The following is a 20,095-nucleotide window of genomic DNA, read 5'->3' on the forward strand; positions in this document are numbered from 1 at the left end:
TTGTCATCGTGCCCGCAGATCCGACAAAAAGCGCTGCGCACGCGGATGCTGCGGCGAGCCGAAGAACGCGCTCGGCGACGCCGATTCCAGCAGGCGCCCGGCATCCATGAACCAGACACGATCAGCGACATCGCGTGCGAAATTCATCTCATGGGTGACGCACATCATGGTCATGCCATCGCGAGCAAGTCCCCGCATCACCGCCAGAACTTCGCCGACCATCTCCGGGTCGAGCGCGCTGGTCGGCTCATCGAACAGCATCGCCGGCGGCTCCATGGCCAGCGCTCGCGCGATCGCGACACGCTGCTGCTGGCCGCCGGACAGCTGCGCCGGATAGTTCTGCGCCTTGCTGGAAAGGCCTACCCGGTCGAGCAACTGAAGCGCGATCTCCCTTGCCTTGCTCCGTTTGATGCCGTTCACCTTCACAGGCGACAGCATCACATTGTCCAGCACGCTGAGGTGTGGAAACAGATTGAAACTCTGGAAAACGAAGCCGATACGGCTGCGCAGGTGGTTCATTGCCAAGCTGCTAATCTTCGCATGAACATTCTGTCCGTCGAAGCGCAGCACTCCGGATTGGATCTCCTCAAGCCGGTTGACGGTGCGGATGAGCGTCGACTTGCCAGAGCCCGAGGGGCCACATACCACGACCACCTCGCCCTTTTTCACCTCCGCGTTGATGTCGACGAGGGCGGGCAGCGAACCGTAGAACTTGTTGATGCCAATGAATTCAATCATCGGAGTTGCCGTACTGTTCGAGGCCTGGTTTGACATGATCATGTCCTCGATGCGGCTGCCAAAGCCGGCGCTGCAGCACCATCCATCGACCTGGCGCGCCGAACGGCAATCCGACGTTCGAGCGTGCTGGCCAGCTTAGTGAGAGTCCAGCAGACGACGAAATAGATGATGGCGAGTATGAAGTAGACTTCGAACGGCTTGGTCAGAAGCCGGTTGTTGATCTGTCCCGCCGCGAAGGTCAGCTCTGGCACGTTGATGATGTAGCCCAACGTCGTCTCTTTGATGGTGGAGACGAACTGGCTGATGATGCTCGGGATCATGTTGAACAGCGCCTGCGGCAGGATCACGTAGCGCATCGCGCCGAGGTGGCTGTGGCCGAGCGCCCGCGCCGCGTCCATCTGCCCTCGCGGCAATGCCGTGATTCCGGCTCGCACGATCTCACTGAGAAAGGCCCCCTCGTAGATGACCAAGGTGGCGAGCATGGTCACGAAGCCGGGAACGCTCTCGCCGATCAGGAGCGGCAGCAGGAAATAGACCCAGAGGATGATCAGCAGCAGCGGAACGCCGCGCACGACATAGACCAGCGCCGTCGCCGGCCAGCGCAGCACGGGCCAAGGCGATAGACGCGCGAGCGCCATCGCCACGCTGAGCGGGAATGCCAGCGCAATTCCAAGAATCGACAGGATCAGGGTCGCGGCGATCCCGCCGAGCGGGCCGTTCGGAAACTGGCCGACCAGCAGCAGCAGCCAGTTGTCGCTGACGATGCCTATCATGTTGAACAGGAGCGTCATGTCAGAGCGCTCCCGCCATGCGGCTGCGCCGCTCGAAATAATAGCCAAGCCACATCAGGAGCAGCGAGCACACGAGGTAGAAGACGGTCGCGATCAGGTAGGTCTCGAAAGCGCGGAAGCTCTGGTTTTCGACCTCCTTCACCGCATGCGTGAGCTCGGTGACGCCGATCGCCATGGCAAGACTGCTGTTCTTGAACAGCGACACCGTGTGGTTCACCAGCGCCGGCATCGCATTTCGGACCGCCTGCGGCAGCAGGATGTAAGTCATCGCGCCGAGATAGCTGTGACCCAGCGCGCGAGCGGCCTCCCACTGGCCCTTGGGCACGGCGCGCAAGCCCGACCGATGGTCTTCGCTGAAATATGCGGCCTGACACAGTCCGAGCGCGATCACCGCGAAGATTGCCTCGCCGTTCTGATCGGACAGCCAGACCTGGAGCCGCTCGGGCAGCAGGCTGGAGACACCGAAATACCAGAGCATCAGCTGCACCAGTGTCGGCACGTTGCGGTGATAGGCAACGTAGGCCTCGACCAGGGCGTCGGCGATCCGGCCCGGCAGCATTCGAATTGCAAGGAGGGTGATACCGAGGCTCATGGCGAGCAGCCAGGAGCCTGCGAAGATGATGAAGGTCATCTTCACCCCGTGGACGAGCATGCGGCTGAACTCGGGGTTCAGCAGGATCGCCATGAGGTCGAAGCCCTTCATCGCACCCTCCGCTCTAGGTGACGGCTGGAGGGCTGGCGGGGTGCTCGGGACGGACCGTCGACAGTCCGCCCGGCACCTGCAGGGTCGGTGTGATCTCGATATGGCCGATGTTTACCGCCACTGGCGCGGCAATGGCGAAAGCGATCGTGTCGGCGATGTCCTCCGGTTTGGGCAGCTCGAATCCGTCGATGAAGGCAGCGCGGGTCGCGGCGGAGTCGCCGTGGACGTGAGCGAAGATATCGGTCTCGACCCGCCCCGGGCAGATCTCGGTGATGCGAACACGCTTGCCGAAGGCATCGATCCGGAGCTGACGGGACAGCATGCTGACCGCCGCCTTGGTGGCGTGGTAGGTCGAGTTGCCGCCGAAATTATAGGCGCCGGCGATTGAAGTGATGTTCACGACGTGACCGCGGTCGCGCGCCACCATGCCGGGCACGACGAGGCGGCACAGATGCAGGACGGCCCCCAGATTCACGCCGAGCAGTAGCTCGATATCCTCGGCATCCGCCTGCAGGAATTTCTTGGGCCGGTCGACGCCGGCGCAGTTGACGAGAACGTCGAATTCGACGCTGCCGGCGAGCTTGGTAAGCGCAGGCAGATCGCGAACGTCGACGGCATGGGGAATGCAGCCGGTGCGATCTGCCAGCGCCTTCAGTGGATCGGCGCTACGCGCCAACGCGTGCACCTGCAGTCCCTCGCGCGCCAGGCGCTCGACGACGGCGAGGCCGATGCCTGACGAGGCGCCGGTGACGAGAGCCGTCCTGTAGTCGGAAAATGGCATCTGAGTCCTCGCTGTTCTCCAGAGGCTACCGACGGAGCAGTTCCGCCGCCAAGATGGAATCACTTTGGCGGGATAAGGGGCGCTTATGATGGGCCACGCCCGGGGCCGCCGGCGATCAGGTGCGACACCGGCGCGATCTCGCCACCGGCGGTCTCGATCGCCGCACGGATCGTCCGGGCGAACTCGACCGCGCCCGGGGTGTCGCCATGCAGCAGGATCGATGTGGCCTGCATCGGCAGCGCCCGGCCGGTCGCGGTGATGACGACGCCGTCGCAGAGCAGGCGCTGCACCCGTTCGAGCACGAGCGCCGGGTCGTGAATGACCGCGCCGGCCGTGCCCCGTGGCACGAGCAGTCCGTCATCGTCGTAGGCGCGATCCGCGAGGAAAGTGGTGGCGACGCGCAGGCCGCAGGCCGCCGCCGCCCCCTCGATGGCGCGGCTGGTCGACGATACGATGAGGAGCTCTCGATCGAAGGCGGCGACAGCGCGGACCAGCGGTTCGGCGAGTTTGGCGTTGGCGGCCACCATGTTGCCCAAGGCGCCGTGGAAACTCATGTGGGTCATGCGGTAACCGGCTGCGCGGACGATCCCTGCAAGCGCGCCGAGCTGATAGGTGACCATCGCCGCGAGCTCGGTAGGATCGATGTGCATCGCCCGGCGGCCGAAGCCCTGGCGATCCGGGAAGCCGACATGGGCGCCGACATCGACACCCCGCGCCTTTGCCGATTCCACGGTGCGCTGCATGATCAGCGGGTCGCCCGCGTGAAAGCCGCAGGCGATGTTGGCCGACGAGACGAGGCCGAGCAGAGCGTCGTCGTCGCCCATGGACCAGGGACCGTAGCCCTCGCCCAGATCCGCATTGAGATCGATCTTCATTCGGCGTCACTCCCGTGCGGCTGCAATCCGATCAGCGGCGCGCCGTATCCCACCGTCGCGCCATGCTCGGCGAACGTCTCGACCACCATGCCGTCCTCCGGGGCCGGGACCGGAAGCAAGAGCGGTCCGATCTGGAGAAAGGCGAGCGGCGTGCCGGCCGCAACTTCGTCGCCGACGGCGACCGATGGTTGCGAGCGCAATGGATGGCGGTCGAGGTAGAGACCCGGCACCGGTGCCCGAATGATCTGCGTGGGGGAAGAAGACAGCGCCGCCGTCGCAGCCTCGATCATTTCGACTTCGACTCGGGCGCCGTCATGCCGCAGGCGCAGCACCCCGGCTGGGCCTTTCAGCTCGAGCAGGCCGATGTCGGTCGCCGCGAGGAAGGCGCAGAGCTGGTCGACATGGTCGAGCGGGTTGGTCATCGCACCGCTCCCTGGTTGCAGTAGAGCTCGACCAATCGGCGGGCGTTGCTCAGCCAGCGCCGGGTCGCCGCCGACGCGTCCAGCGCCTCGTCCCAGCTGCACAGCACGAAACGAATCCGGCTGCCGATGGGAGCCTGGCCGAGGCGCCAGAGGTCGGCGTCGATGACGGTGCCGATCTTGGGATAGCCGCCCGATGGCTGCGCATCGCGCATCTGGATGATCGGCTGGCCGCCGTGGGGGACCTGGATCACGCCTGGGACAATGCCGTGGGAGCGCAGCTCCATGGGTCGCTGCGGCCTGAGTTCGGGGCCGGCGAGACGATAGCCGTAGCGGTCGCTCTGTGACGTAATCTTCCAAGGCTCGGACCATAGCGCCTCGTGGGAAGACGGCGTGAAGCTATCGTATTCGGCAGCCGGCAGCACCCGCACGGCGGTCAACCCGTCCACCTCCAATGGCAAGGCGAGGCCGGGCGGCGTGATGCCGAAGCCTGTCTTGGCGCGACCGGGGGGCTCGGCAATTGGCAACCGATCGCCGTCGCGCAGCGGACGGCCCTCTAACCCGCCGAAGGCGCCGCGCAGCTGGGTACTGCGTGAGCCGAGCACCGAGGGAACATCGATCCCGCCCGCGATGCACAGGTAGACGCGGCTGGCGCGCCAGGTCGCAGTTGAGGGAACGGCGAGCGAGAGGACCTGGCCGGCATCGGCGCGGTGCGCCCACCATGGTAGCACTGGCGCCTCGTCGAGCCGCGGCGCGCAATCCGCGCCGGTCACGGCGAACACCGTCGAATGGGTGAAGCGGACGCGGAACGGGAACAGCGGTATCTCGAGGGCTGCCGCATTCTCCTCGTTGCGCAGCAGGATGTTTCCAGCGGCGAGCGCCAACGGGTCCATCGCACCCGATGTCCCGACGCCGAGGTTGAGCGCGCCGGTGCGGCCGAGATCTTGCACCGTGGCGAGCGCGCCGGCCGACAGCACCTCGATCATCGCAGCACCCGGATGGTTTTGAAGCGGATGCAGTCACCGGGCTGCAGCAGCGCTGGCGGCGTGCGCTCGACATCGAAGAATGCGACCTCGGTGCTGCCGATCGTATTCCAGCCGCTCGGCCCATCGGAGGCAGAGACGCCGGTCTGACTGCCGCCGATGGAGACGGCGCCGCGTGGGATGCGCAGCACCGGCACCTTGCGCCGCGGCGTCGCGATGCGCTGGTCCATGCCACCGAGATAGCAGTACCCGGGATGGCTGCCGAGGGCGTAGACGGTGTAAGTCGGTGCGCTGTGGATCGCGACGATATCGTCGACGCTCAATCCGGTGTGGGCCACGACATCGGCCATGTGCGGGCCGCCGTCGCCGCCATAGACCACCGGCAGATCAAGGCAGCGCCCGGCGACAGGAAGCGGCTCGAGGGCGTGCCACAGCTCGATCAGTCTGTGCTCGATTTGTCCCCGGTGCCGCGGCGGCTCGGCGAAAGCGATCATGAGGTTGTTCATGCCCGGCACGGCCTCCCGAACGCCGGGCAGACGGCCCGCCTCCAGCGCCAGGGCCCAGATGCGGCACTGCGTCGTCAGCGAGGTCTCGCCCGGAGCTTCGAACAGCAGCGCGGTCGTTCCCAGCAGGCTGAGTTGTGGCAGGTCCGTCGTCATGCCTTGCCGCTCCCGCACAACTGCTGCTCGAGATGGTGAATGCTGACGCCGCCCCTGATGAACGCGGCATCCCTGACGAGCCGCCGGTGCAGCGGCAGGTTGGTCGCGATTCCTTCCACGCGCATTTCGTCGAGGGCGATGCGCAGCCGGTCCAGGGCCTCGGCGCGATTCGCGCCGTGCACGACGAGCTTGCCGATCAGCGAGTCGTAATATGGCGGCACGCGATATCCGCTGCTGGCATGGCTATCGATGCGCACGCCGGGGCCGCCGGGGAGCTCCCAGGCGGTGATCACACCGGGGGACGGCACGAACGTGTCGGGATCTTCGGCGTTGATCCGGCATTCGAAGGCATGACCGCGGCAGACGATGTCGGCTTGCGCGAACGGCAGCGCCTCGCCCTGAGCCACACGAATCTGCGCCTCGACGATATCGATCCCAGCGGTCATCTCGGTGACGGGGTGTTCGACCTGCAGGCGCGTATTCATCTCGATGAAGTAGAACGCGTCATCCTCGACGAGGAACTCGAACGTGCCGACGCCGCGGTATTCGAGCTGCCGGCAGGCCTCCGCGCAGCGCTCGCCGATCTGCGCCAGCACGTCCTGGTCCAGTCCCGGTGCCGGCGCCTCCTCCAGCACCTTCTGGTGCCGTCGCTGCAGCGAGCAATCGCGGCTGCCGAGCCAGACGGCATTGCCATGGGTATCGGCAATCACCTGGATCTCGACATGTCGCGGCCGGCGCAGGAATTTCTCGATGTAGATCGCGCTGTTGGCGAAGCCGCGCCGCGCCTCTTCCCGCGTCACGGCGATCGCATCGATGAGGCCAGCCTCGCTCTCCACCATGCGCATGCCGCGTCCACCGCCGCCGCCCGCCGCTTTCAGGATCACGGGGTAGCCGATCTGCCGCGCGGTTGCGCGCGCGAGATCGAGGTCGTCGCCGAGCGCCGCATCCGGACCGGGTACGCAGGGAACGCCGGCGGCGCGCATCGCCCGCTTGGCCGCGACCTTGTCGCCCATGACGCGCATCACCGCGGCCGTCGGGCCGATGAAGGTCAGGCCGGCAGCTTCGACCTGCTCGGCGAAGCCAGGGTTCTCGGACAGGAACCCGTAGCCCGGATGGATCGCCTCCGCTCCGCTGACCTCGGCGGCGAACAGCAACGCCGTCTGGTTGAGATAGCTCTGCGCTGCCGCGGCCGGCCCGATGCAGATGGCCTCGTCGGCATGATGCACGTAGGGCGCATCGCGATCGGCCTCCGAATGGACGACGATGGTGCGCAGCCCGAGCCGCCGGCAACCACGCTGGATGCGCAGCGCGATCTCGCCCCGGTTGGCTATGAGGACCGAGCCGAACATGTGCCTACCTGATCCGCATCAGTTCTTGCCCGGCCTCGACCTCCTGCCCGGTGGAGACGAGAATTGCGATCACGGCGCCGTCCCGATCGGCACGGACCTCGTGAAACATCTTCATGGCTTCGATGACGCACAATGTCGTGCCGGCGGTGATCGCCTGGGCCACCGTGACGAAGGGCGGCGCGTCAGGATCGGGCTGCAGATAGGCAACGCCAAACAGCGGCGCGACGACGCCATCCGCCGCGGCGTTGACCGGTGCCGGTTGCGCAGGCTCGGGACGGCTCGGGGGGCGCGCCGTGGCGGCGACCACTGGCACCGCCGGCCGCGATTCGGTCGGCTGCGGTCGGCGCACCAGCCGCAATGACATGCCGCCCTGGCTGAACTCCATCTCGGCCAGATCGGAAGCCGCCATGGCGTCAATCAGTGACTTGATACGATCGAGATCCATGCTCCGGCCGTTCGTCGAGGTCGGCGCCCGCGGCGTCGCTACCTACCGACGAACGCTACCGCTGGCGGTCTTCCCCGACCAAGACGGTTTGGCTTTGCCCATATAAGAGAGCGCTATGACGCTTTCTGCGCCCGCTCCTCGGCGACGACGAGATTGCCAGGCAGCCCAGCAACGAGCTCGAGCAGGATTTCCTTGATGGCCTGGGCCGGCTCCGATAGCGGCAAATGATCGGACTGGCACAATGCCAACGGCGCCTCGATGATCGGATCGACGATGCGGGACTGCCAGCCGCCGCAGGAGCCCGCCACCTGTCGGGCCATCGATTCCGGCAGGATCGTCGCGCCGAGCCCGTCGGCGATCACCGCCGTCAATGTGCTCGCCGATTCGATTTCCGCGACGACCTTCGGCGCCTGACCGATCGCCGCAAAGGCTTCGTTCACCATCTTGCGCACGACGTTGTAGGGACGGGCGAGATAGAGATCCATGTCGGCCAGCGCTGGCACGCTGATCTCGCCCGGCGGGGCCATCATGCTGGCGGGGCCGACCACGTAGAGCTGTTCGCGCAGCAGCGGCACGAACGAGAGGCCATGAACGGCCGTCTTGCCGCCGTAGAGCACGGCGAGATCCATCCGGCCGTTCATGACGAGCTCCGAGAGCGTCGTTCCGTAGGTCTCGTTGAGGTAGAGCAGGATGCCAGGGTGGCGGGCGCGCACGGTCCGCAGCAGCGGCAGCGCGAGTCCGGCCGCGGCCGTTCCAGGCGCAAGTCCGACGGCGACCGCACCGGAGATGCTCTTGGCCGCCGCGCTCATATCGGCGCGCGCCTGCTCGCATTGACGCAAGATGAGCTGCGCGTGGCGATACAGCACCTTGCCCGCTTCCGTGGGCACGACGCCGCTTTTGGTGCGCACCAGGAGCTGCTGGCGGACCTCGCCCTCCAAGGTCGCGAGCTGCTGGCTGAGCGCCGGCTGCGCGACATGGAGCACATCGGCGGCCTGCGTCAGGCTGCCGACGTCGACGATCTTCACGAAATACTGAAGACGCCTCAGATTCACCTTGTCCCTCGGATCGATCGGCGCAGCGGCCTTCCCGGCTGCGCGGCATTCAACGGGGCGCCGAGGAGGAATCCAACCATAAGATATGCCTATCAGGCCAGATTGAACTCGTGTTGGTCAGCGCCGGCGGCTGTCTTTAGCGTCGCACCTCTCCAGACCGGGGTCAATTGCCATGAACCGTTCTCGTATTTCCGCGCGCGTCAGACGCATCAAGCCTTCGCCCAGCACGGCGGCTGCGGATCGGGCGAGCGCGCTCAAGCGCGAGGGCAAGAGCATCGTCAGCCTTGTGGTCGGCGAGCCGGATTTCGACACGCCCGCGCATATTCGCACTGCCGCCGTCTGGGCGATGGAGAAGGGAGAGACGCGGTACACGGTGCTTGCCGGCACGCTGGAGCTGCGCCAGGCGATCGTCGCCAAGCTGAAGCGCGAAAACGGCCTCGTCTACGATCCCGCGGAGATCGTCGTCACCAACGGCGCCAAGAGCGCCATTTACAGCGCGCTCGAAGCGACCCTCGAGGCCGGCGACGAGGTGATCATCCCAGCGCCCTATTGGGTGTCCTATCCGGACATGGTGCTCGCCTGCGAAGGAATACCTAAGATCGTGGCCTGTCCGGAAAGCCAGAGCTTCAAGATCTCGCCGGCCCAGCTGGAGGCGGCGATCTCGGAGAAGACGCGCTGGCTGTTGATCAACTCGCCATCGAACCCGACCGGCGCAAGCTATTCCGCAGCGGAATATCGCGGGATTGCCGAGGTTCTCGCCCGCCATCCGCATGTGCTGGTCATGACCGACGACATCTACGAACACATCCGTTTCGACGGCGAGAGTACGCCGCATCTGCTCAACGCAGCACCCGAGCTGCGTGAGCGCGTCCTCGCCATCAACGGCGTATCCAAGACCTATGCGATGACCGGCTGGCGCATCGGCTGGATCGCCGGCCCCGCGGACCTCGTCGGCGCGCTGAATACGCTGCTGTCGCAGGCCTCGGGCAATGCCTGCTCGATCAGCCAGGCGGCGGCGGTCGCGGCGCTCACCGGCGACCAGAGCTTCGTTGGCGAGACCGTTGCGACTTATCGGGCGCGTCGCGATCGCACGCTCGCGCGTATCAACGCGATCCCCGGGCTGAGTTGCCGGCCGCCCGACGGAGCGTTTTATCTCTACGTCAATTGTGCAGGCCTGATCGGCCGGACAACGCCGGCCGGGACTCGCCTCGAGAGCGACAGTGACGTCGTGATGTACTTGTTGGAGGCGGCCGGCGTGGCCGTCGTCCAGGGCACCGCCTACGGTCTGTCGCCATTCTTCCGTGCCTCGATCGCGACATCGCAAGCGGCGCTCGACGAAGGCACGGATCGCATCGCCCGTGCAGTTGCCGAGCTGCACTAACCTGAAATTGATCGAAAGCATCCTCCATGACCAATCCCGGAATCGTCAGAAACCCCTCCGCTCCCCAGGTCGACCCGTCCACCGTCGCCAAGCTGCGGAGCATCGCGGTGGCGCTGCTGAGCGATCAACTGCACCGCAACTGCGGCAGCATCGGTCTTCGCGCCTACCATTCGCCCGCCCCCATGGCCGGCACGGCGGTGACCGTGAAGACGCGTGGCGGGGACAACCTCGCCATTCTGCGCGCCTATGATTTCTGCCGGCCCGGAGACGTCATGGTGGTCGATGCCGGCGGAGACACTACCAACGCTCTGGTCGGTGGCATCATGACCTTCGCCGCCGCTTCGCTGGGTCTCGCCGGCATGGTGCTCGATGGCGCCATTCGGGACGCGGCCGAAATCGGCGCACGAGCTTTTCCCGTTTATGCCCGCGGCGTGAACCACCGCGGCCCCTACAAGGACGGTCCAGGGGAGATCAACGTGCCGATCACGGTCGGCGGTATGGTGGTCAATCCGGGAGACGTGATCGTCGGGGACCAAGATGGACTTCTCGCCTTCCCGCCCGGTCTTGCCGCAAGCGTGATCGAGAAGGCGATGGCTCAACATCAGAAGGAGGAGGCGACGATGCAGGCCATTCGCGAGGGCCGCTGGGACCGTTCCTTTGTCGACGCGCTGGAAGCGCGCTGCGCCAATTGAGCGCGTTTCTGCCTCTGTTAAAGCTTGCTGCGGCGTCTTCACGCCAGAACAACCGCAGAGCCAGGTGAACTCTTGAGATAAGGACACCGGGCGGAGTCACGGATATGCGCTCTTGAGATCATGGCTCGCGGCGCAGCCCGGACAGCGAAATCGCAACCCCGGCCGCTACCAACCAGCCAGTTCGCAGGTACTTCCTGCAGGCTGGAAACGCCGCACCAAAACGTGAAGCGTGCCAATGTCCTGGTTACTCGGCAGCGCTCCCTACTTCACCAACGCACAGCCGCCCTCCACCATTGGCCGGAACGCCTGGTCTGCCGGGATCGTCGAAACAAGCTTGTAATAATCGTACGGATATTTCGTCTCCTCCGGCTTCTTGACCTCGAACAGGTACATCGGATGCACGACGCGGCCATCCTGACGGATCGCGGTATCGCCGAAAAGCCTATCGTGGCCTTTGAACGTCTTCATCTGCGGCACGACGTCCTTGGCGTTGTCGCTGCCAGTAGCGGCGACCGCGTTGAGGTAGGCGAGCGTGGAGGCGTAGACGCCGGCTTGATTGCCGCTCGGCATTTTGCCGTTCATGCCGGGGCGTGCCGCAAAGCGTTTGGCGAAGGCACGGGTGTCGTCGTTCATGTCCCAGTAAAAAGCCTCCATGAGTTGCAGTCCTTGAGCGACCTTCAATCCCATTCCGTGGACGTCGTTGATGAAGAGGAGGAAGGCAACGAGCTTCTGTCCGCTCTGCTGGATACCGAACTCAGCCGCCTGCTTCACCGCGTTGATGGTGTCGCCGCCTGCATTGGCAAGCCCGATCACCTGGGCTTTCGAGCCCTGCGCCTGAAGCAGGAAGGAGGCGAAGTCAGAAGTGCCGAGTGGATGCTTGGAGGAGCCGATCACCTTGCCGCCATGCGCCTCGATATATTTCTGCGCTTCCGCCTCGATGCCTTTACCGAGCGCGTAATCGACGGTGAGGAAGTACCACTCCTTGCCGCCGTGCGACATCATTGCCGCCGCCGTGGTGTTGCCGGTCGCCCAGGTGTCGTTGACCCATTGGATGGTGTTGGGCGAGCAGGCCTTGCCGGTTAGGTCGGCGCTCGCGGTGGAGGACGCCAGGAACGTCATCCGGCTGTCGCGTAGCACATTGTTGATGGAAAGGCCCACCGCCGAGTTCGGCACGTCGACGATGGCATCGACACCTTCAACATCGAGCCATTTTCGCGCAATGGCCGAGCCGACGTCCGCCTTGTTCTGATGATCGGCGTAGACGATTTCAACCTTGACGTCCTTGCCGCCGCCGGCGAAATCTTCCGCCGCCATGCGTGCGGCTTCGACCGAGCCCATGCCGTTGGTGTCTTGGAATATGCCGGAGATGTCGTTGAGCACGCCGATACGCACGACGCCATCCGAAATCTCCGCGTTCGCGGCGCCGACCCAAAAGCTTGCGGCAAGCGCAATGGTCCACCCCAGGTGCTTCATTCTTTGTCCTCCCTCACTCCCGCGAGTCGGTCGTTGCCGAAAACTGGAACCTAGACCTGCCGCTCCGGCAGACGCAGCACGAGACCGTCGAGCTCAGACGTGATCCTGATCTGGCAGGACAGCCGGCTCGTCGGCCGCCGCTCCGCGGCGGTGCCATCGAGCAGCGCGTCCTCGTCGTCGCGGACGGCCGGCAATCGCGCCAGCCAGGGCGTCGTCGACATAGACATGGCAGGTCGCGCACATGGCGTTGCCGCCGCACTCGGCGAGGATGCCGTCGAGGCCGTAGCGGGTTGCCGCCTGCATCGCACTCTCCCCGTCGCTGGCGTCGAGGTGATCGCTATTGCCGTTGGAATGAACGAAAGTAATGGCTGGCATCAAAGGTCCTCGTCAGGCCGGGGTGATGGATATCGGCAGGCTCTCTAGCCCGCGCAGCGTGTTGTTGTAGCGGCGCTCGACGGGACCGGAGATTTCGATCGATGCAACCCTTCGCGCGATCGCGGACAGCACCACCTCACCTTCGAGCCGCGCTACCAACTGGCCAACGCACATGTGAATGCCGGAGCCGAAGCCGACATGGCCCGAAGTCTTGCGGGTGATGTCGTAGCGATCGGACTCGATCCAGCGGCGCGGGTCGCGGTTCGCCGCGCCGAGGAACATCAGGACCTTCTCGCCCTCGCCGACGCGCGTGCCGCCGATCTCGACCTCGCGCGTCGTGGTGCGGAAGAAGGTCTGCACCGGGCTTTCGAAGCGAACGGCTTCCTCGAAGGCGTTGCGCGCCAGCGACGGATCGGCCCGCAGCCGCGCGAATTCCTTCGGAAAGCGTGCCAGGCAATAGAGAGCGGCTCCGATGCCATAGACTGTGGTGTCGAGGCCTGCGGACAGCAGTGAGCGCACGAGCAACGGCGCCTCATCCGACGTGATCTCGCCAGTGTCGGAGAACGCATGGATACAGGCGCCAAAGCCGCCAGGCTTAAGATTCGGTCGCTGGCACTGCTCGGCGACATAGGCCTGGTGCGGCGCCGATCGCTCGATTGCGGTCTGACGTAGCTCGTTTGGCGGGCCGAAGGCATTGAAGACGAGACCAGCATAAGGAATCAGGTGCTCGCGCCCTTCCGCCTTCAGTCCGAGCGCATCCGGAAATACAGACAACGGATAGGCCTCTGCGAGATCGGCGACCGCATCGAATTTGCGCCGCTGCAGCAGCTCGTCGATCTTGGCTTCGGCCGCCAAAGCGAAGCCGTCGCGGATCCGCTTCATGGTCGCGGGCGACAGCACCTTTGACAGCACGGCGCGGGTGCGGGTGTGCGCGGGGGGATCGGCCTCCAGGATCAGGCTCGGCGGCCGCCAGGGCTTTTCCTTCTTGAAGTCGGAAAGACCGACGCCGCGGCTGGAACAGAAGGTCTGGGGATCGTTGAGGACTGAATAGACCTCGGCATAACGCGCCACGCCGTAGACGTTCCATTTATCGAGATAGACGACAGGGCCGGCCTCTCGCAGCCTTTCATGGGTCGGATAGGGATCGTCGAAGAACGAGATCGCGAAGGGGTCGACGTCAAGGTGTGGAATGGCCATTGGACCGGCGGTCGAAGCACAGGCGCTCGGTACAGTCATTGCAGTCCTCGCAAATTTGGGCTTGTGAAGCGTTCGCGCATGTCCTTATTTCTGGAGCAGCGCATGAAGCGAGCCCCGACGTGATGCAGCCACCGACCAGCAAATCGAGACACAACACCGCGACTGAAGGCGATGCGCCGCTGCTCGATCTCGACCGCTACATCCCGGCTCTGATCACCTTCATCGCCAATAAATTGTCCAAGAGCGCGAACGCGTTCTATCAGCCCGCGTTCGGCGTCAACGTCACCGAGTGGCGCATCATTGCCCTGCTCGCAATCGAGCCAGGCATTCCGGCCGCCCGCATCTGCCACGTCATCGGCTTCGACAAGGGGCCGGTGAGCAGGACGCTCGCCGCCATGGAGAAGCGAGGCCTGATCGCGATCCGCATCGACCCGAATGACGGCCGCACCCATTCGATCTCCCTGACAGCGAAGGGGCGCACCACCCACGACAAGGTGATCGCCGTGGCGCTTGGGCGCGAGCGGCGGCTGCTGTCGTGCCTTTCCAGGGATGAGCAGGAAATACTGATCGGGCTGCTGCGCCGTTTGCATGAAAATCTCGGCGCGGTGACGGATACCGATAGCTAAGCCAGGGCGCACAGCACGATGTGCACGCAAGGCTTCGTTACCTTCACGCTTGCGCCGGCGTTTGCTGGCGATACCATCCCTGCCGAACATCGGTCCTCCCAGGAAAGGCGTAGCGGTTGTCCCGCCATCTTCCCTTGCGCGAAGGTTCGCATGAATTAGTTGCCTAGGCAACAAAAAACCTTTGCCTCCGGCTTGAACCCTCCCTTCCTTATTCGCGAACCTCTCCTGGTTCGCGGATAGGCGGCAACCGCTTATAGACCCTTTGTCGATTGCGAGGGGCCGACAATCCGCCGTCTGGCAGAGCATCCTGGCAGCGCGCGCGGCGAGATGCTCAATGTCGAGCCATCGGAAAGGATCGCTACTAACATAGAGGCCAAGTTCGAGACGGCGCTAGCGGTTTAATGTCAACCCGGGACTGCCGAGAGGATGAAGAGATAAAGTCCGTAAATGCGAGAGCGAAGGGAGCCGCCGTCATTGGGAGCTTGCTGGCTCGCGCAGCGTATCTACCGGGTCGCACCCAAGCGGCACGACCGAGGAGAGCAGCGCGCTGCTAGGGGCGGTCGAGACACCCCCGGTATCGATTCTCCGGACCATCCTTAGAAAAAAGACGCATTCAAATGGCGAAGGGTAGCTGACCTCTCGCTAGCCAGCGGCGGCGACTGTTCCATAGATGGTCAAGAGGCCAAGTCCCATCGCGATGTTTCCGATAACGAACTGCAAAGACCGGTTGACCCAAGTTAAGGTTCGGGCTGAGATGACTAAGGGAACCGCAATCAGCGACGACAGTGCGGCCATCCCCATCATCGAGCCCATACCAAATAGTAACACGTAAAGTATCCCCGCTAGATGGTTCGGCGCTTGTGAGACGGTTAAGACGAGGAGCGCGGCTGAGCCTGCCATCCCATGCATGAGCCCGACCGCCAGCGTCCGCCAGCGCGCACCATGGTCATGATCATGCGCGCGCGCCTCAGGGCGCCAAATTTCGCTCTTGTGACTAGGAGCACGAAAATCTGAGATGTGATGGTGAACATGGACACGTTCGCGCCATAAGCGCCATATGACGTTGCTTCCTAACAGAATCAACATGAAGCCGACGGCCGCCTCTAGCGGTTGCGAAACGCCCGGCGGAATTGCATATCCGAGCACCAAAGCCGCCCCGGAGAACAGGAACAAAGTGATGGTGTGTCCAATTCCCCACGTCAACCCATGCTTGACGATCTCGCCCACATCGCTGCGGCGCGCCGCAATGCTCGATACCGCCGCAATGTGATCGGCCTCGAGCGCGTGCTGCATGCCCAGCAGCAGTCCCAGCCCCAATATTCCGAACATGGCAAGATCCAATCATCAAGAGGGAAATACGGTGTCCTTCAGCAACTTGCTTTGCCGTCGTATCCAACCGTACCACTCCTCAAATCCTGCGCCGTTTCTGGCCGAGACCTGCAGAACCTCGATGGCCGGGTTGACGTCTCTGGCGTATGCCACCGCGCGATCGACATCGAAATCCACATGCGGAAGCAAGTCGAGCTTGTTCAAGATCATGAGGTCAGCCGACCGGAACATGTGAGGATATTTGATCGGCTTGTCCTCTCCCTCGGTCACTGAGAGGATGACGACCCTTGCATGTTCGCCAAGGTCGAACATCGCAGGACAAACTAGATTTCCGACATTCTCGATCATCACGATCGATTCCGGCGGTGGACGCAGCTCTGAAAGAGCGCGCGCAATCATGTCGGCCTCGAGATGGCAACCCGTGCCCGTATTGACCTGGACTGCTGGGGCGCCTGCGCGTCGAATTCGCTCCCCATCATTGGCCGTCACCTGGTCTCCTTCGATGACGAAGAGATTGACCTCGTGATGAAGGTCGCCAATGGTTCGCTCCAGCAGCGTGGTCTTGCCGGCGCCGGGCGAGCTTGCGAGGTTCAGGGCCAGGATTTCGCGACCGGCGAACCAGGCCCGGTTCCTTGCTGCCAAAACGTCGTTCTTGGCGAGGATCCGGGCTTCCAGATCGAGCACCAGGCCCGCAGCTTCGTCATGATTGGTATGCCCGTGTTCGTGGGCATGGTCATGCGAATGTCGGCGTCCATGATGTCCGTGATCATGATGGTCATGATGATGGTGATCATGGCCGTGTCCAGCGTGAGAGTGGACGTGGGCGGGATCATGGTCATGCGAATGGGCGTGAGCAACGCCATCCGCGTGGACATGGAAATGATCATGCAGGTGCTCACCGGTCTCCCCACCGCCCAGGCTCGCTTCATGTCCGGTCTGGAGATTGATCACCGTGGCACCCGCCTTGGCGCCGCAACCGCAATGTCCGCACATCAGGCAGCCTCCCCTTCGATCTCCATGCTTCTGATCTTCAATTCCTCGCCCTGAAGGCGCGTAAACTGCCGCGAGCCACAAGGGCACGGCGCAAACAGGCTCGCCTGCTCGAATTCCGAACGACACGTCGCGCACAGCGCTCGCCCGGCCACGCGCCTGATGTCGAGCGCTGTGCCGTCAAGAGGCGTCCCGCGGGCGACGGTCTCGAAGCAGAATGCGATCGCCTCTCCCATCACGCCGGAGAGATCTCCAACATCGACGGTGATGCGGCGGACCTTGCGGCCCTTGGCGGCATCGCTGACGATCGCCACGATGTTACGGGTGATGCCGAGCTCGTGCATGGGTCCTCTCAGCAGATCCGAGGCAGCTGTTCGCCGACGAGCATGTCGACCATTCGGTGTCCGCCAAAGCTCGTCCGCATCATGACGCGGCTATCCTGGTCCGAGGTGATCCGGCCGATACGGGCGGCATCCAAACCCAGTGGATCTCGCCGCATGGCAGCCAGCGCGGCTTCGGCCTGATCGGGGGGAACGATCACGACGATCTTGCCCTCATTGGCGAGATAGAGCGGATCGAGCCCAAGCACCTCGCAGAACGCCTTCACTTCCTCGCGGATCGGCGTCATGCCCTCCTCGATCTCGATGGAGACCCCCGAGCCGTCCGCGATCTCGTTCAGCACCGTCGCGACGCCGCCGCGCGTCGCGTCCCGAATGAAGCGAGTGCCCGGTGCGGCGGCGAGGATCGCGCCGATCAGCTCGTGCAGACAGGCGCAATCGCTGGCGATCGGCGTCTCGAGCGCCATGTCGCCGCGGGCGCACAGGATGGCGGCACCGTGGTCACCCAGCAGTCCGTTCACGAGGACGGCGTCGCCGGCGCGGGCCTTGTCCACGCCGAGCGCGAGCGAGGCAGGGATCGCGCCTACGCCCGTGGTCGTGATGAAGATCTTGTCGCACGCTCCCCGTGGCACGACCTTGGTGTCGCCCGTGACGATCTGCACCCCCGCTTGCGAAGCCGTTCGCGCCATGGAAAGCGCGACCTGTCGCAAGAGATCGATCTGCACGCCCTCCTCGATGATGACCGCGCAGGACAGATACATGGGCACCGCCCCGCCGACGGCGAGATCGTTCACCGTGCCGCAAACCGCGAGCTTTCCGATATCGCCGCCCGGGAAGAACAGGGGATCGACCACGAAGGAGTCGGTCGTAAAGGCGAGCCTGTCGCCATGGGCTGCGAAGACCGCCAGATCGAACCGCGCCTGATCCTCGAGCGGCTCACAGGCGTGCTCGCCGAAGGCCGTCAGAAACACGTCGTCAATCAGGTCCTTCATGGCTTTGCCGCCGCCGCCATGAGCCAGCGTCACCGAGCTGACATTGACTTTGCCGCGCGTGCGCGTCTTGACGAAGGGGACGAAATTCATACGACCTCCGCTTGGCGCTTTTGGCCGCCATACTGGTAGTAGGCAGCACAGGCTCCTTCGGAGGACACCATCAGTGCTCCGAGAGGCGTTTCCGGCGTGCATGAGGTGCCGAACACCTTGCATTGCCACGGCTTGAGTGCGCCCTTCAGCACCTCGCCGCACTGGCACGATTTCGGGTCGGCGATCCTGACGTTGGGAATCGCGAATTTGCGCTCCGCGTCGAAATGCACATAAGCATCGCGCAGGCGCACGCCGGAATGATCGATCGATCCAAGCCCGCGCCACTCGAAGAACTCGCGCAATTCGTATACTTGGGCCACCGCGCGCAGCGCCGCGTTGTTGCCCTCGCTCGGCACGACGCGGGCATACTGGTTCTCGACCTCGACCCGCCCCTCCGCGATCTGCTTCAGCAGCATCCAGATAGACTGGAGGATGTCGAGCGGCTCGAAGCCGGCGACCACCATCGGCTTGCGATAGAAATTGGCGATGAACTCGTAAGGAGCCGTGCCGATCACCATCGACACGTGGCCGGGCCCGAGGAAGCCGTCGAGCTGCAGGCCGGGACTGTCGAGGATCGCCTTGATGGTCGGAACGATCGTGATGTGGTTGCAGAACACGGAGAAGTTCCGGATCCCCTCGCTCTCCGCCTGCAGGATCGTCAATGCGGTCGACGGCATGGTGGTCTCGAAGCCGAGGCCGAAGAAAACGACCTCGCGAGCGGGATTGCGCCGAGCGAGCTGGAGCGCGTCCATCGGCGAATAGACCATGCGCACGTCGGCACCATCCGCCTTGGCCTGCAGGAGGCTCTTCCGCGAGCCGGGCACGCGCATCGCGTCTCCGAAGGTTGTGAAGATGACCTTCGGGTTCTCCGCGATCGCGACGCAATCATCGACCCGTCCCATCGGCAGGACGCAGACCGGACATCCCGGACCATGAACCAGCTCGATAGCCTTGGGCAACATGCCCTCGAGCCCATAGCGGAAGATCGAATGGGTGTGCCCGCCGCAGACCTCCATCAGGTAAAGCGGCCGGCCCTCCGGAAGTTTCATGCCGGAAACCAGCGACTCGATCTCGCCGATGAGTACGCGCGCCTTTTCGCCGTCGCGGAATTCGTCGACATATTTCATGCCACGGCTCCCTTCGTTCGCGCCGATCCCCGGTCGTCAGCCAAGAGCGTGTGAACGAGATCCCAGAGGATGTGGTAGGCGGTTACATGGCACTCCTGGGTGCGATGGATCGACGTCGTCGGGACGACCAGGCAATGGTCGACGACACCCGCGGTTTTCATCTTTCCGCCGTCGCCGCCCGCAAGCCCAATGGTCACGAGGCCCATCTCCTTCGCCTTGGCAAAGGCGGCCATCAGGTTCGACGAATTGCCGCTGGTGGAGATGCCAATGAGCGCATCGCCTTTCCGCCCCTGGGCCACGATCTGGCGGACGAAGACGTGATCGAAACCGAGGTCGTTTCCGACCGCCGAGATCATCGCCAGATCGGCGACGAGGTTGGTTGCGGCCAGTGCGGGCCTGCCCGCCGTGATCGGGTGGACGAACTCCACGGCGACATGCGAGGCGTCGCAGCTCGAGCCGCCATTGCCCATCGAGAATAGCCGTCCGCCGTTGCGATAGACATCCGCGACCGTTTTCGCCGCGGCGATCAGCACCGCGGCGTTCTCGGCAAAGAAGCGCGCATTGGTGTCGCGCGAATCGCGTGCCTTCTCTTCGACCGAGAGCAGGAGGGCGGCATCCAGCCGCGCCGGCTCCTGCTGTCCGCCATGCAGAAACGGATAAAGTTCCTTCAGGTCGCTGTTGCCTGACATG

23 protein-coding genes and 1 pseudogene are annotated in these 20,095 nt (G+C 64.2%); 4 read left to right on the forward strand and 20 right to left on the reverse strand.

All coding sequences use genetic code 11. The features are described 5' to 3' along the window. Nucleotides 1-3: 3 nt before the first annotated feature. The 11 genes from L6639_RS28880 to nac form a co-directional block, all read right to left on the reverse strand. Entirely contained in the window at nucleotides 4-774 is a 771-nt protein-coding gene (locus tag L6639_RS28880; protein WP_373291654.1) for an amino acid ABC transporter ATP-binding protein, read from the reverse strand. A 2-nt stretch (nucleotides 775-776) separates the two neighbouring features. After that, the gene (locus L6639_RS28885; RefSeq protein WP_128930134.1) at nucleotides 777-1,529 is read right to left on the reverse strand and encodes an amino acid ABC transporter permease; all 753 of its coding nucleotides are present in this window, start codon (nucleotides 1,527-1,529) and stop codon (nucleotides 777-779) included. Between the two features lies 1 nt (nucleotide 1,530). After that, nucleotides 1,531-2,232 (reverse strand): amino acid ABC transporter permease, encoded by a 702-nt coding sequence (locus L6639_RS28890; protein ID WP_128930133.1) that lies wholly within the window; start codon nucleotides 2,230-2,232, stop codon nucleotides 1,531-1,533. Between the two features lie 13 nt (nucleotides 2,233-2,245). Further along, nucleotides 2,246-3,013 carry an SDR family oxidoreductase gene (locus L6639_RS28895; protein WP_128930132.1) on the reverse strand — a complete coding sequence of 256 codons (768 nt, stop codon included), beginning with the start codon at nucleotides 3,011-3,013 and terminating at the stop codon, nucleotides 2,246-2,248. A gap of 83 nt (nucleotides 3,014-3,096) precedes the next feature. Further along, entirely contained in the window at nucleotides 3,097-3,888 is a 792-nt protein-coding gene (locus L6639_RS28900; RefSeq protein ID WP_128930131.1) for a LamB/YcsF family protein, read from the reverse strand. Beyond that, nucleotides 3,885-4,310, reverse strand: a complete 426-nt coding sequence (locus L6639_RS28905) for an acetyl-CoA carboxylase biotin carboxyl carrier protein (protein ID WP_128930130.1) — start codon at nucleotides 4,308-4,310, stop codon at nucleotides 3,885-3,887. The genes L6639_RS28900 and L6639_RS28905 overlap by 4 nt, the downstream gene beginning before the upstream one ends. Continuing rightward, nucleotides 4,307-5,293: a 5-oxoprolinase subunit C family protein gene (locus tag L6639_RS28910; RefSeq protein ID WP_128930129.1), complete on the reverse strand. Its 987-nt coding sequence runs from the start codon at nucleotides 5,291-5,293 to the stop codon at nucleotides 4,307-4,309. Before L6639_RS28910 ends, L6639_RS28905 begins: the two co-directional genes overlap by 4 nt. Beyond that, nucleotides 5,290-5,949 carry a 5-oxoprolinase subunit PxpB gene (gene pxpB, locus L6639_RS28915; RefSeq protein ID WP_128930128.1) on the reverse strand — a complete coding sequence of 220 codons (660 nt, stop codon included), beginning with the start codon at nucleotides 5,947-5,949 and terminating at the stop codon, nucleotides 5,290-5,292. Before pxpB ends, L6639_RS28910 begins: the two co-directional genes overlap by 4 nt. After that, on the reverse strand, nucleotides 5,946-7,298 hold the full coding sequence (accC, locus tag L6639_RS28920) for an acetyl-CoA carboxylase biotin carboxylase subunit (protein WP_128930127.1): 1,353 nt from the start codon (nucleotides 7,296-7,298) through the stop codon (nucleotides 5,946-5,948). The genes pxpB and accC overlap by 4 nt, the downstream gene beginning before the upstream one ends. Before the next feature lie 4 nt (nucleotides 7,299-7,302). After that, nucleotides 7,303-7,743, reverse strand: coding sequence for an acetyl-CoA carboxylase biotin carboxyl carrier protein (locus tag L6639_RS28925; RefSeq protein ID WP_128930126.1), 441 nt, complete (start codon nucleotides 7,741-7,743; stop codon nucleotides 7,303-7,305). Nucleotides 7,744-7,856: 113 nt separating this feature from the next. Continuing rightward, entirely contained in the window at nucleotides 7,857-8,795 is a 939-nt protein-coding gene (gene nac, locus L6639_RS28930) for a nitrogen assimilation transcriptional regulator NAC (RefSeq protein WP_128930125.1), read from the reverse strand. Nucleotides 8,796-8,967: 172 nt separating this feature from the next. Here nac and L6639_RS28935 point away from each other — a divergent pair, with 172 nt between their 5' ends. Both L6639_RS28935 and L6639_RS28940 read left to right on the forward strand, forming a co-directional pair. Further along, the gene (locus L6639_RS28935; protein WP_128955156.1) at nucleotides 8,968-10,176 is read left to right on the forward strand and encodes an aspartate transaminase; all 1,209 of its coding nucleotides are present in this window, start codon (nucleotides 8,968-8,970) and stop codon (nucleotides 10,174-10,176) included. A 26-nt stretch (nucleotides 10,177-10,202) separates the two neighbouring features. Further along, entirely contained in the window at nucleotides 10,203-10,868 is a 666-nt protein-coding gene (locus L6639_RS28940; RefSeq protein ID WP_128930123.1) for an RraA family protein, read from the forward strand. Between the two features lie 261 nt (nucleotides 10,869-11,129). On the opposite strand, the gene L6639_RS28945 is transcribed toward L6639_RS28940, so the two are convergent. The 3 genes and pseudogenes from L6639_RS28945 to L6639_RS28955 form a co-directional block, all read right to left on the reverse strand. After that, nucleotides 11,130-12,341 carry an ABC transporter substrate-binding protein gene (locus tag L6639_RS28945; protein ID WP_128930122.1) on the reverse strand — a complete coding sequence of 404 codons (1,212 nt, stop codon included), beginning with the start codon at nucleotides 12,339-12,341 and terminating at the stop codon, nucleotides 11,130-11,132. Between the two features lie 50 nt (nucleotides 12,342-12,391). Beyond that, nucleotides 12,392-12,716, reverse strand: a pseudogene (locus L6639_RS28950) (2Fe-2S iron-sulfur cluster-binding protein). A 12-nt stretch (nucleotides 12,717-12,728) separates the two neighbouring features. After that, a complete protein-coding gene (locus tag L6639_RS28955; protein WP_128930121.1) occupies nucleotides 12,729-13,952 on the reverse strand; it encodes a cytochrome P450 in 1,224 nt (407 codons plus the stop codon). 83 nt (nucleotides 13,953-14,035) lie between these two features. On the opposite strand from L6639_RS28955, the gene L6639_RS28960 reads away from it, so the two are divergent. After that, a complete protein-coding gene (locus L6639_RS28960) occupies nucleotides 14,036-14,539 on the forward strand; it encodes a MarR family winged helix-turn-helix transcriptional regulator (RefSeq protein ID WP_128930206.1) in 504 nt (167 codons plus the stop codon). Nucleotides 14,540-15,181: 642 nt separating this feature from the next. Here L6639_RS28960 and L6639_RS28965 read toward each other — a convergent pair. After that, nucleotides 15,182-15,868: a sulfite exporter TauE/SafE family protein gene (locus tag L6639_RS28965; RefSeq protein WP_128930120.1), complete on the reverse strand. Its 687-nt coding sequence runs from the start codon at nucleotides 15,866-15,868 to the stop codon at nucleotides 15,182-15,184. A 15-nt stretch (nucleotides 15,869-15,883) separates the two neighbouring features. Beyond that, nucleotides 15,884-16,552, reverse strand: coding sequence for a hydrogenase nickel incorporation protein HypB (gene hypB, locus L6639_RS28970; protein WP_308421687.1), 669 nt, complete (start codon nucleotides 16,550-16,552; stop codon nucleotides 15,884-15,886). Nucleotides 16,553-16,570: 18 nt separating this feature from the next. Here hypB and L6639_RS43325 point away from each other — a divergent pair, with 18 nt between their 5' ends. After that, nucleotides 16,571-16,915, forward strand: coding sequence for a hypothetical protein (locus tag L6639_RS43325; protein WP_308421686.1), 345 nt, complete (start codon nucleotides 16,571-16,573; stop codon nucleotides 16,913-16,915). On the opposite strand, the gene L6639_RS28975 is transcribed toward L6639_RS43325, so the two are convergent. From L6639_RS28975 to L6639_RS28990, 4 genes are read right to left on the reverse strand one after another with little or no spacing between them, the layout of a single operon-like run. Continuing rightward, the gene (locus L6639_RS28975) at nucleotides 16,861-17,202 is read right to left on the reverse strand and encodes a hydrogenase maturation nickel metallochaperone HypA/HybF (protein WP_128930118.1); all 342 of its coding nucleotides are present in this window, start codon (nucleotides 17,200-17,202) and stop codon (nucleotides 16,861-16,863) included. The genes L6639_RS43325 and L6639_RS28975 overlap by 55 nt on opposite strands. An 8-nt stretch (nucleotides 17,203-17,210) precedes the next feature. Next, nucleotides 17,211-18,278, reverse strand: coding sequence for a hydrogenase expression/formation protein HypE (gene hypE, locus L6639_RS28980; RefSeq protein ID WP_128955154.1), 1,068 nt, complete (start codon nucleotides 18,276-18,278; stop codon nucleotides 17,211-17,213). Then, entirely contained in the window at nucleotides 18,275-19,405 is a 1,131-nt protein-coding gene (gene hypD, locus L6639_RS28985) for a hydrogenase formation protein HypD (protein ID WP_128930116.1), read from the reverse strand. The genes hypE and hypD overlap by 4 nt, the downstream gene beginning before the upstream one ends. Then, nucleotides 19,402-20,094, reverse strand: a complete 693-nt coding sequence (locus L6639_RS28990; protein WP_128930115.1) for a D-sedoheptulose-7-phosphate isomerase — start codon at nucleotides 20,092-20,094, stop codon at nucleotides 19,402-19,404. Before L6639_RS28990 ends, hypD begins: the two co-directional genes overlap by 4 nt. Between the last annotated feature and the right edge of the window lies 1 nt (nucleotide 20,095).

The organism is Bradyrhizobium zhengyangense (assembly GCF_022012555.1).
Taxonomy (GTDB): domain Bacteria; phylum Pseudomonadota; class Alphaproteobacteria; order Rhizobiales; family Xanthobacteraceae; genus Bradyrhizobium; species Bradyrhizobium zhengyangense.

What these genes read in the sequence shown, in the direction of transcription:
- hypE (WP_128955154.1), bottom strand. Translation starts at nt 18,278, where the DNA reads ATGAATTTCGTCCCCTTCGTCAAGACGCGCACGCGCGGCAAAGTCAAT.
- L6639_RS28955 (WP_128930121.1), bottom strand. Translation starts at nt 13,952, where the DNA reads ATGACTGTACCGAGCGCCTGTGCTTCGACCGCCGGTCCAATGGCCATT.
- pxpB (WP_128930128.1), bottom strand. Translation starts at nt 5,949, where the DNA reads ATGACGACGGACCTGCCACAACTCAGCCTGCTGGGAACGACCGCGCTG.
- L6639_RS28935 (WP_128955156.1), top strand. Translation starts at nt 8,968, where the DNA reads ATGAACCGTTCTCGTATTTCCGCGCGCGTCAGACGCATCAAGCCTTCG.
- L6639_RS28900 (WP_128930131.1), bottom strand. Translation starts at nt 3,888, where the DNA reads ATGAAGATCGATCTCAATGCGGATCTGGGCGAGGGCTACGGTCCCTGG.
- L6639_RS28885 (WP_128930134.1), bottom strand. Translation starts at nt 1,529, where the DNA reads ATGACGCTCCTGTTCAACATGATAGGCATCGTCAGCGACAACTGGCTG.
- L6639_RS28975 (WP_128930118.1), bottom strand. Translation starts at nt 17,202, where the DNA reads ATGCACGAGCTCGGCATCACCCGTAACATCGTGGCGATCGTCAGCGAT.
- accC (WP_128930127.1), bottom strand. Translation starts at nt 7,298, where the DNA reads ATGTTCGGCTCGGTCCTCATAGCCAACCGGGGCGAGATCGCGCTGCGC.
- L6639_RS28960 (WP_128930206.1), top strand. Translation starts at nt 14,036, where the DNA reads ATGCAGCCACCGACCAGCAAATCGAGACACAACACCGCGACTGAAGGC.
- L6639_RS43325 (WP_308421686.1), top strand. Translation starts at nt 16,571, where the DNA reads ATGATTGGTATGCCCGTGTTCGTGGGCATGGTCATGCGAATGTCGGCG.
- L6639_RS28965 (WP_128930120.1), bottom strand. Translation starts at nt 15,868, where the DNA reads ATGTTCGGAATATTGGGGCTGGGACTGCTGCTGGGCATGCAGCACGCG.
- L6639_RS28910 (WP_128930129.1), bottom strand. Translation starts at nt 5,293, where the DNA reads ATGATCGAGGTGCTGTCGGCCGGCGCGCTCGCCACGGTGCAAGATCTC.
- L6639_RS28905 (WP_128930130.1), bottom strand. Translation starts at nt 4,310, where the DNA reads ATGACCAACCCGCTCGACCATGTCGACCAGCTCTGCGCCTTCCTCGCG.
- L6639_RS28880 (WP_373291654.1), bottom strand. Translation starts at nt 774, where the DNA reads ATGTCAAACCAGGCCTCGAACAGTACGGCAACTCCGATGATTGAATTC.
- hypD (WP_128930116.1), bottom strand. Translation starts at nt 19,405, where the DNA reads ATGAAATATGTCGACGAATTCCGCGACGGCGAAAAGGCGCGCGTACTC.
- L6639_RS28990 (WP_128930115.1), bottom strand. Translation starts at nt 20,094, where the DNA reads ATGTCAGGCAACAGCGACCTGAAGGAACTTTATCCGTTTCTGCATGGC.
- L6639_RS28890 (WP_128930133.1), bottom strand. Translation starts at nt 2,232, where the DNA reads ATGAAGGGCTTCGACCTCATGGCGATCCTGCTGAACCCCGAGTTCAGC.
- L6639_RS28895 (WP_128930132.1), bottom strand. Translation starts at nt 3,013, where the DNA reads ATGCCATTTTCCGACTACAGGACGGCTCTCGTCACCGGCGCCTCGTCA.
- L6639_RS28940 (WP_128930123.1), top strand. Translation starts at nt 10,203, where the DNA reads ATGACCAATCCCGGAATCGTCAGAAACCCCTCCGCTCCCCAGGTCGAC.
- L6639_RS28945 (WP_128930122.1), bottom strand. Translation starts at nt 12,341, where the DNA reads ATGAAGCACCTGGGGTGGACCATTGCGCTTGCCGCAAGCTTTTGGGTC.
- L6639_RS28925 (WP_128930126.1), bottom strand. Translation starts at nt 7,743, where the DNA reads ATGGATCTCGATCGTATCAAGTCACTGATTGACGCCATGGCGGCTTCC.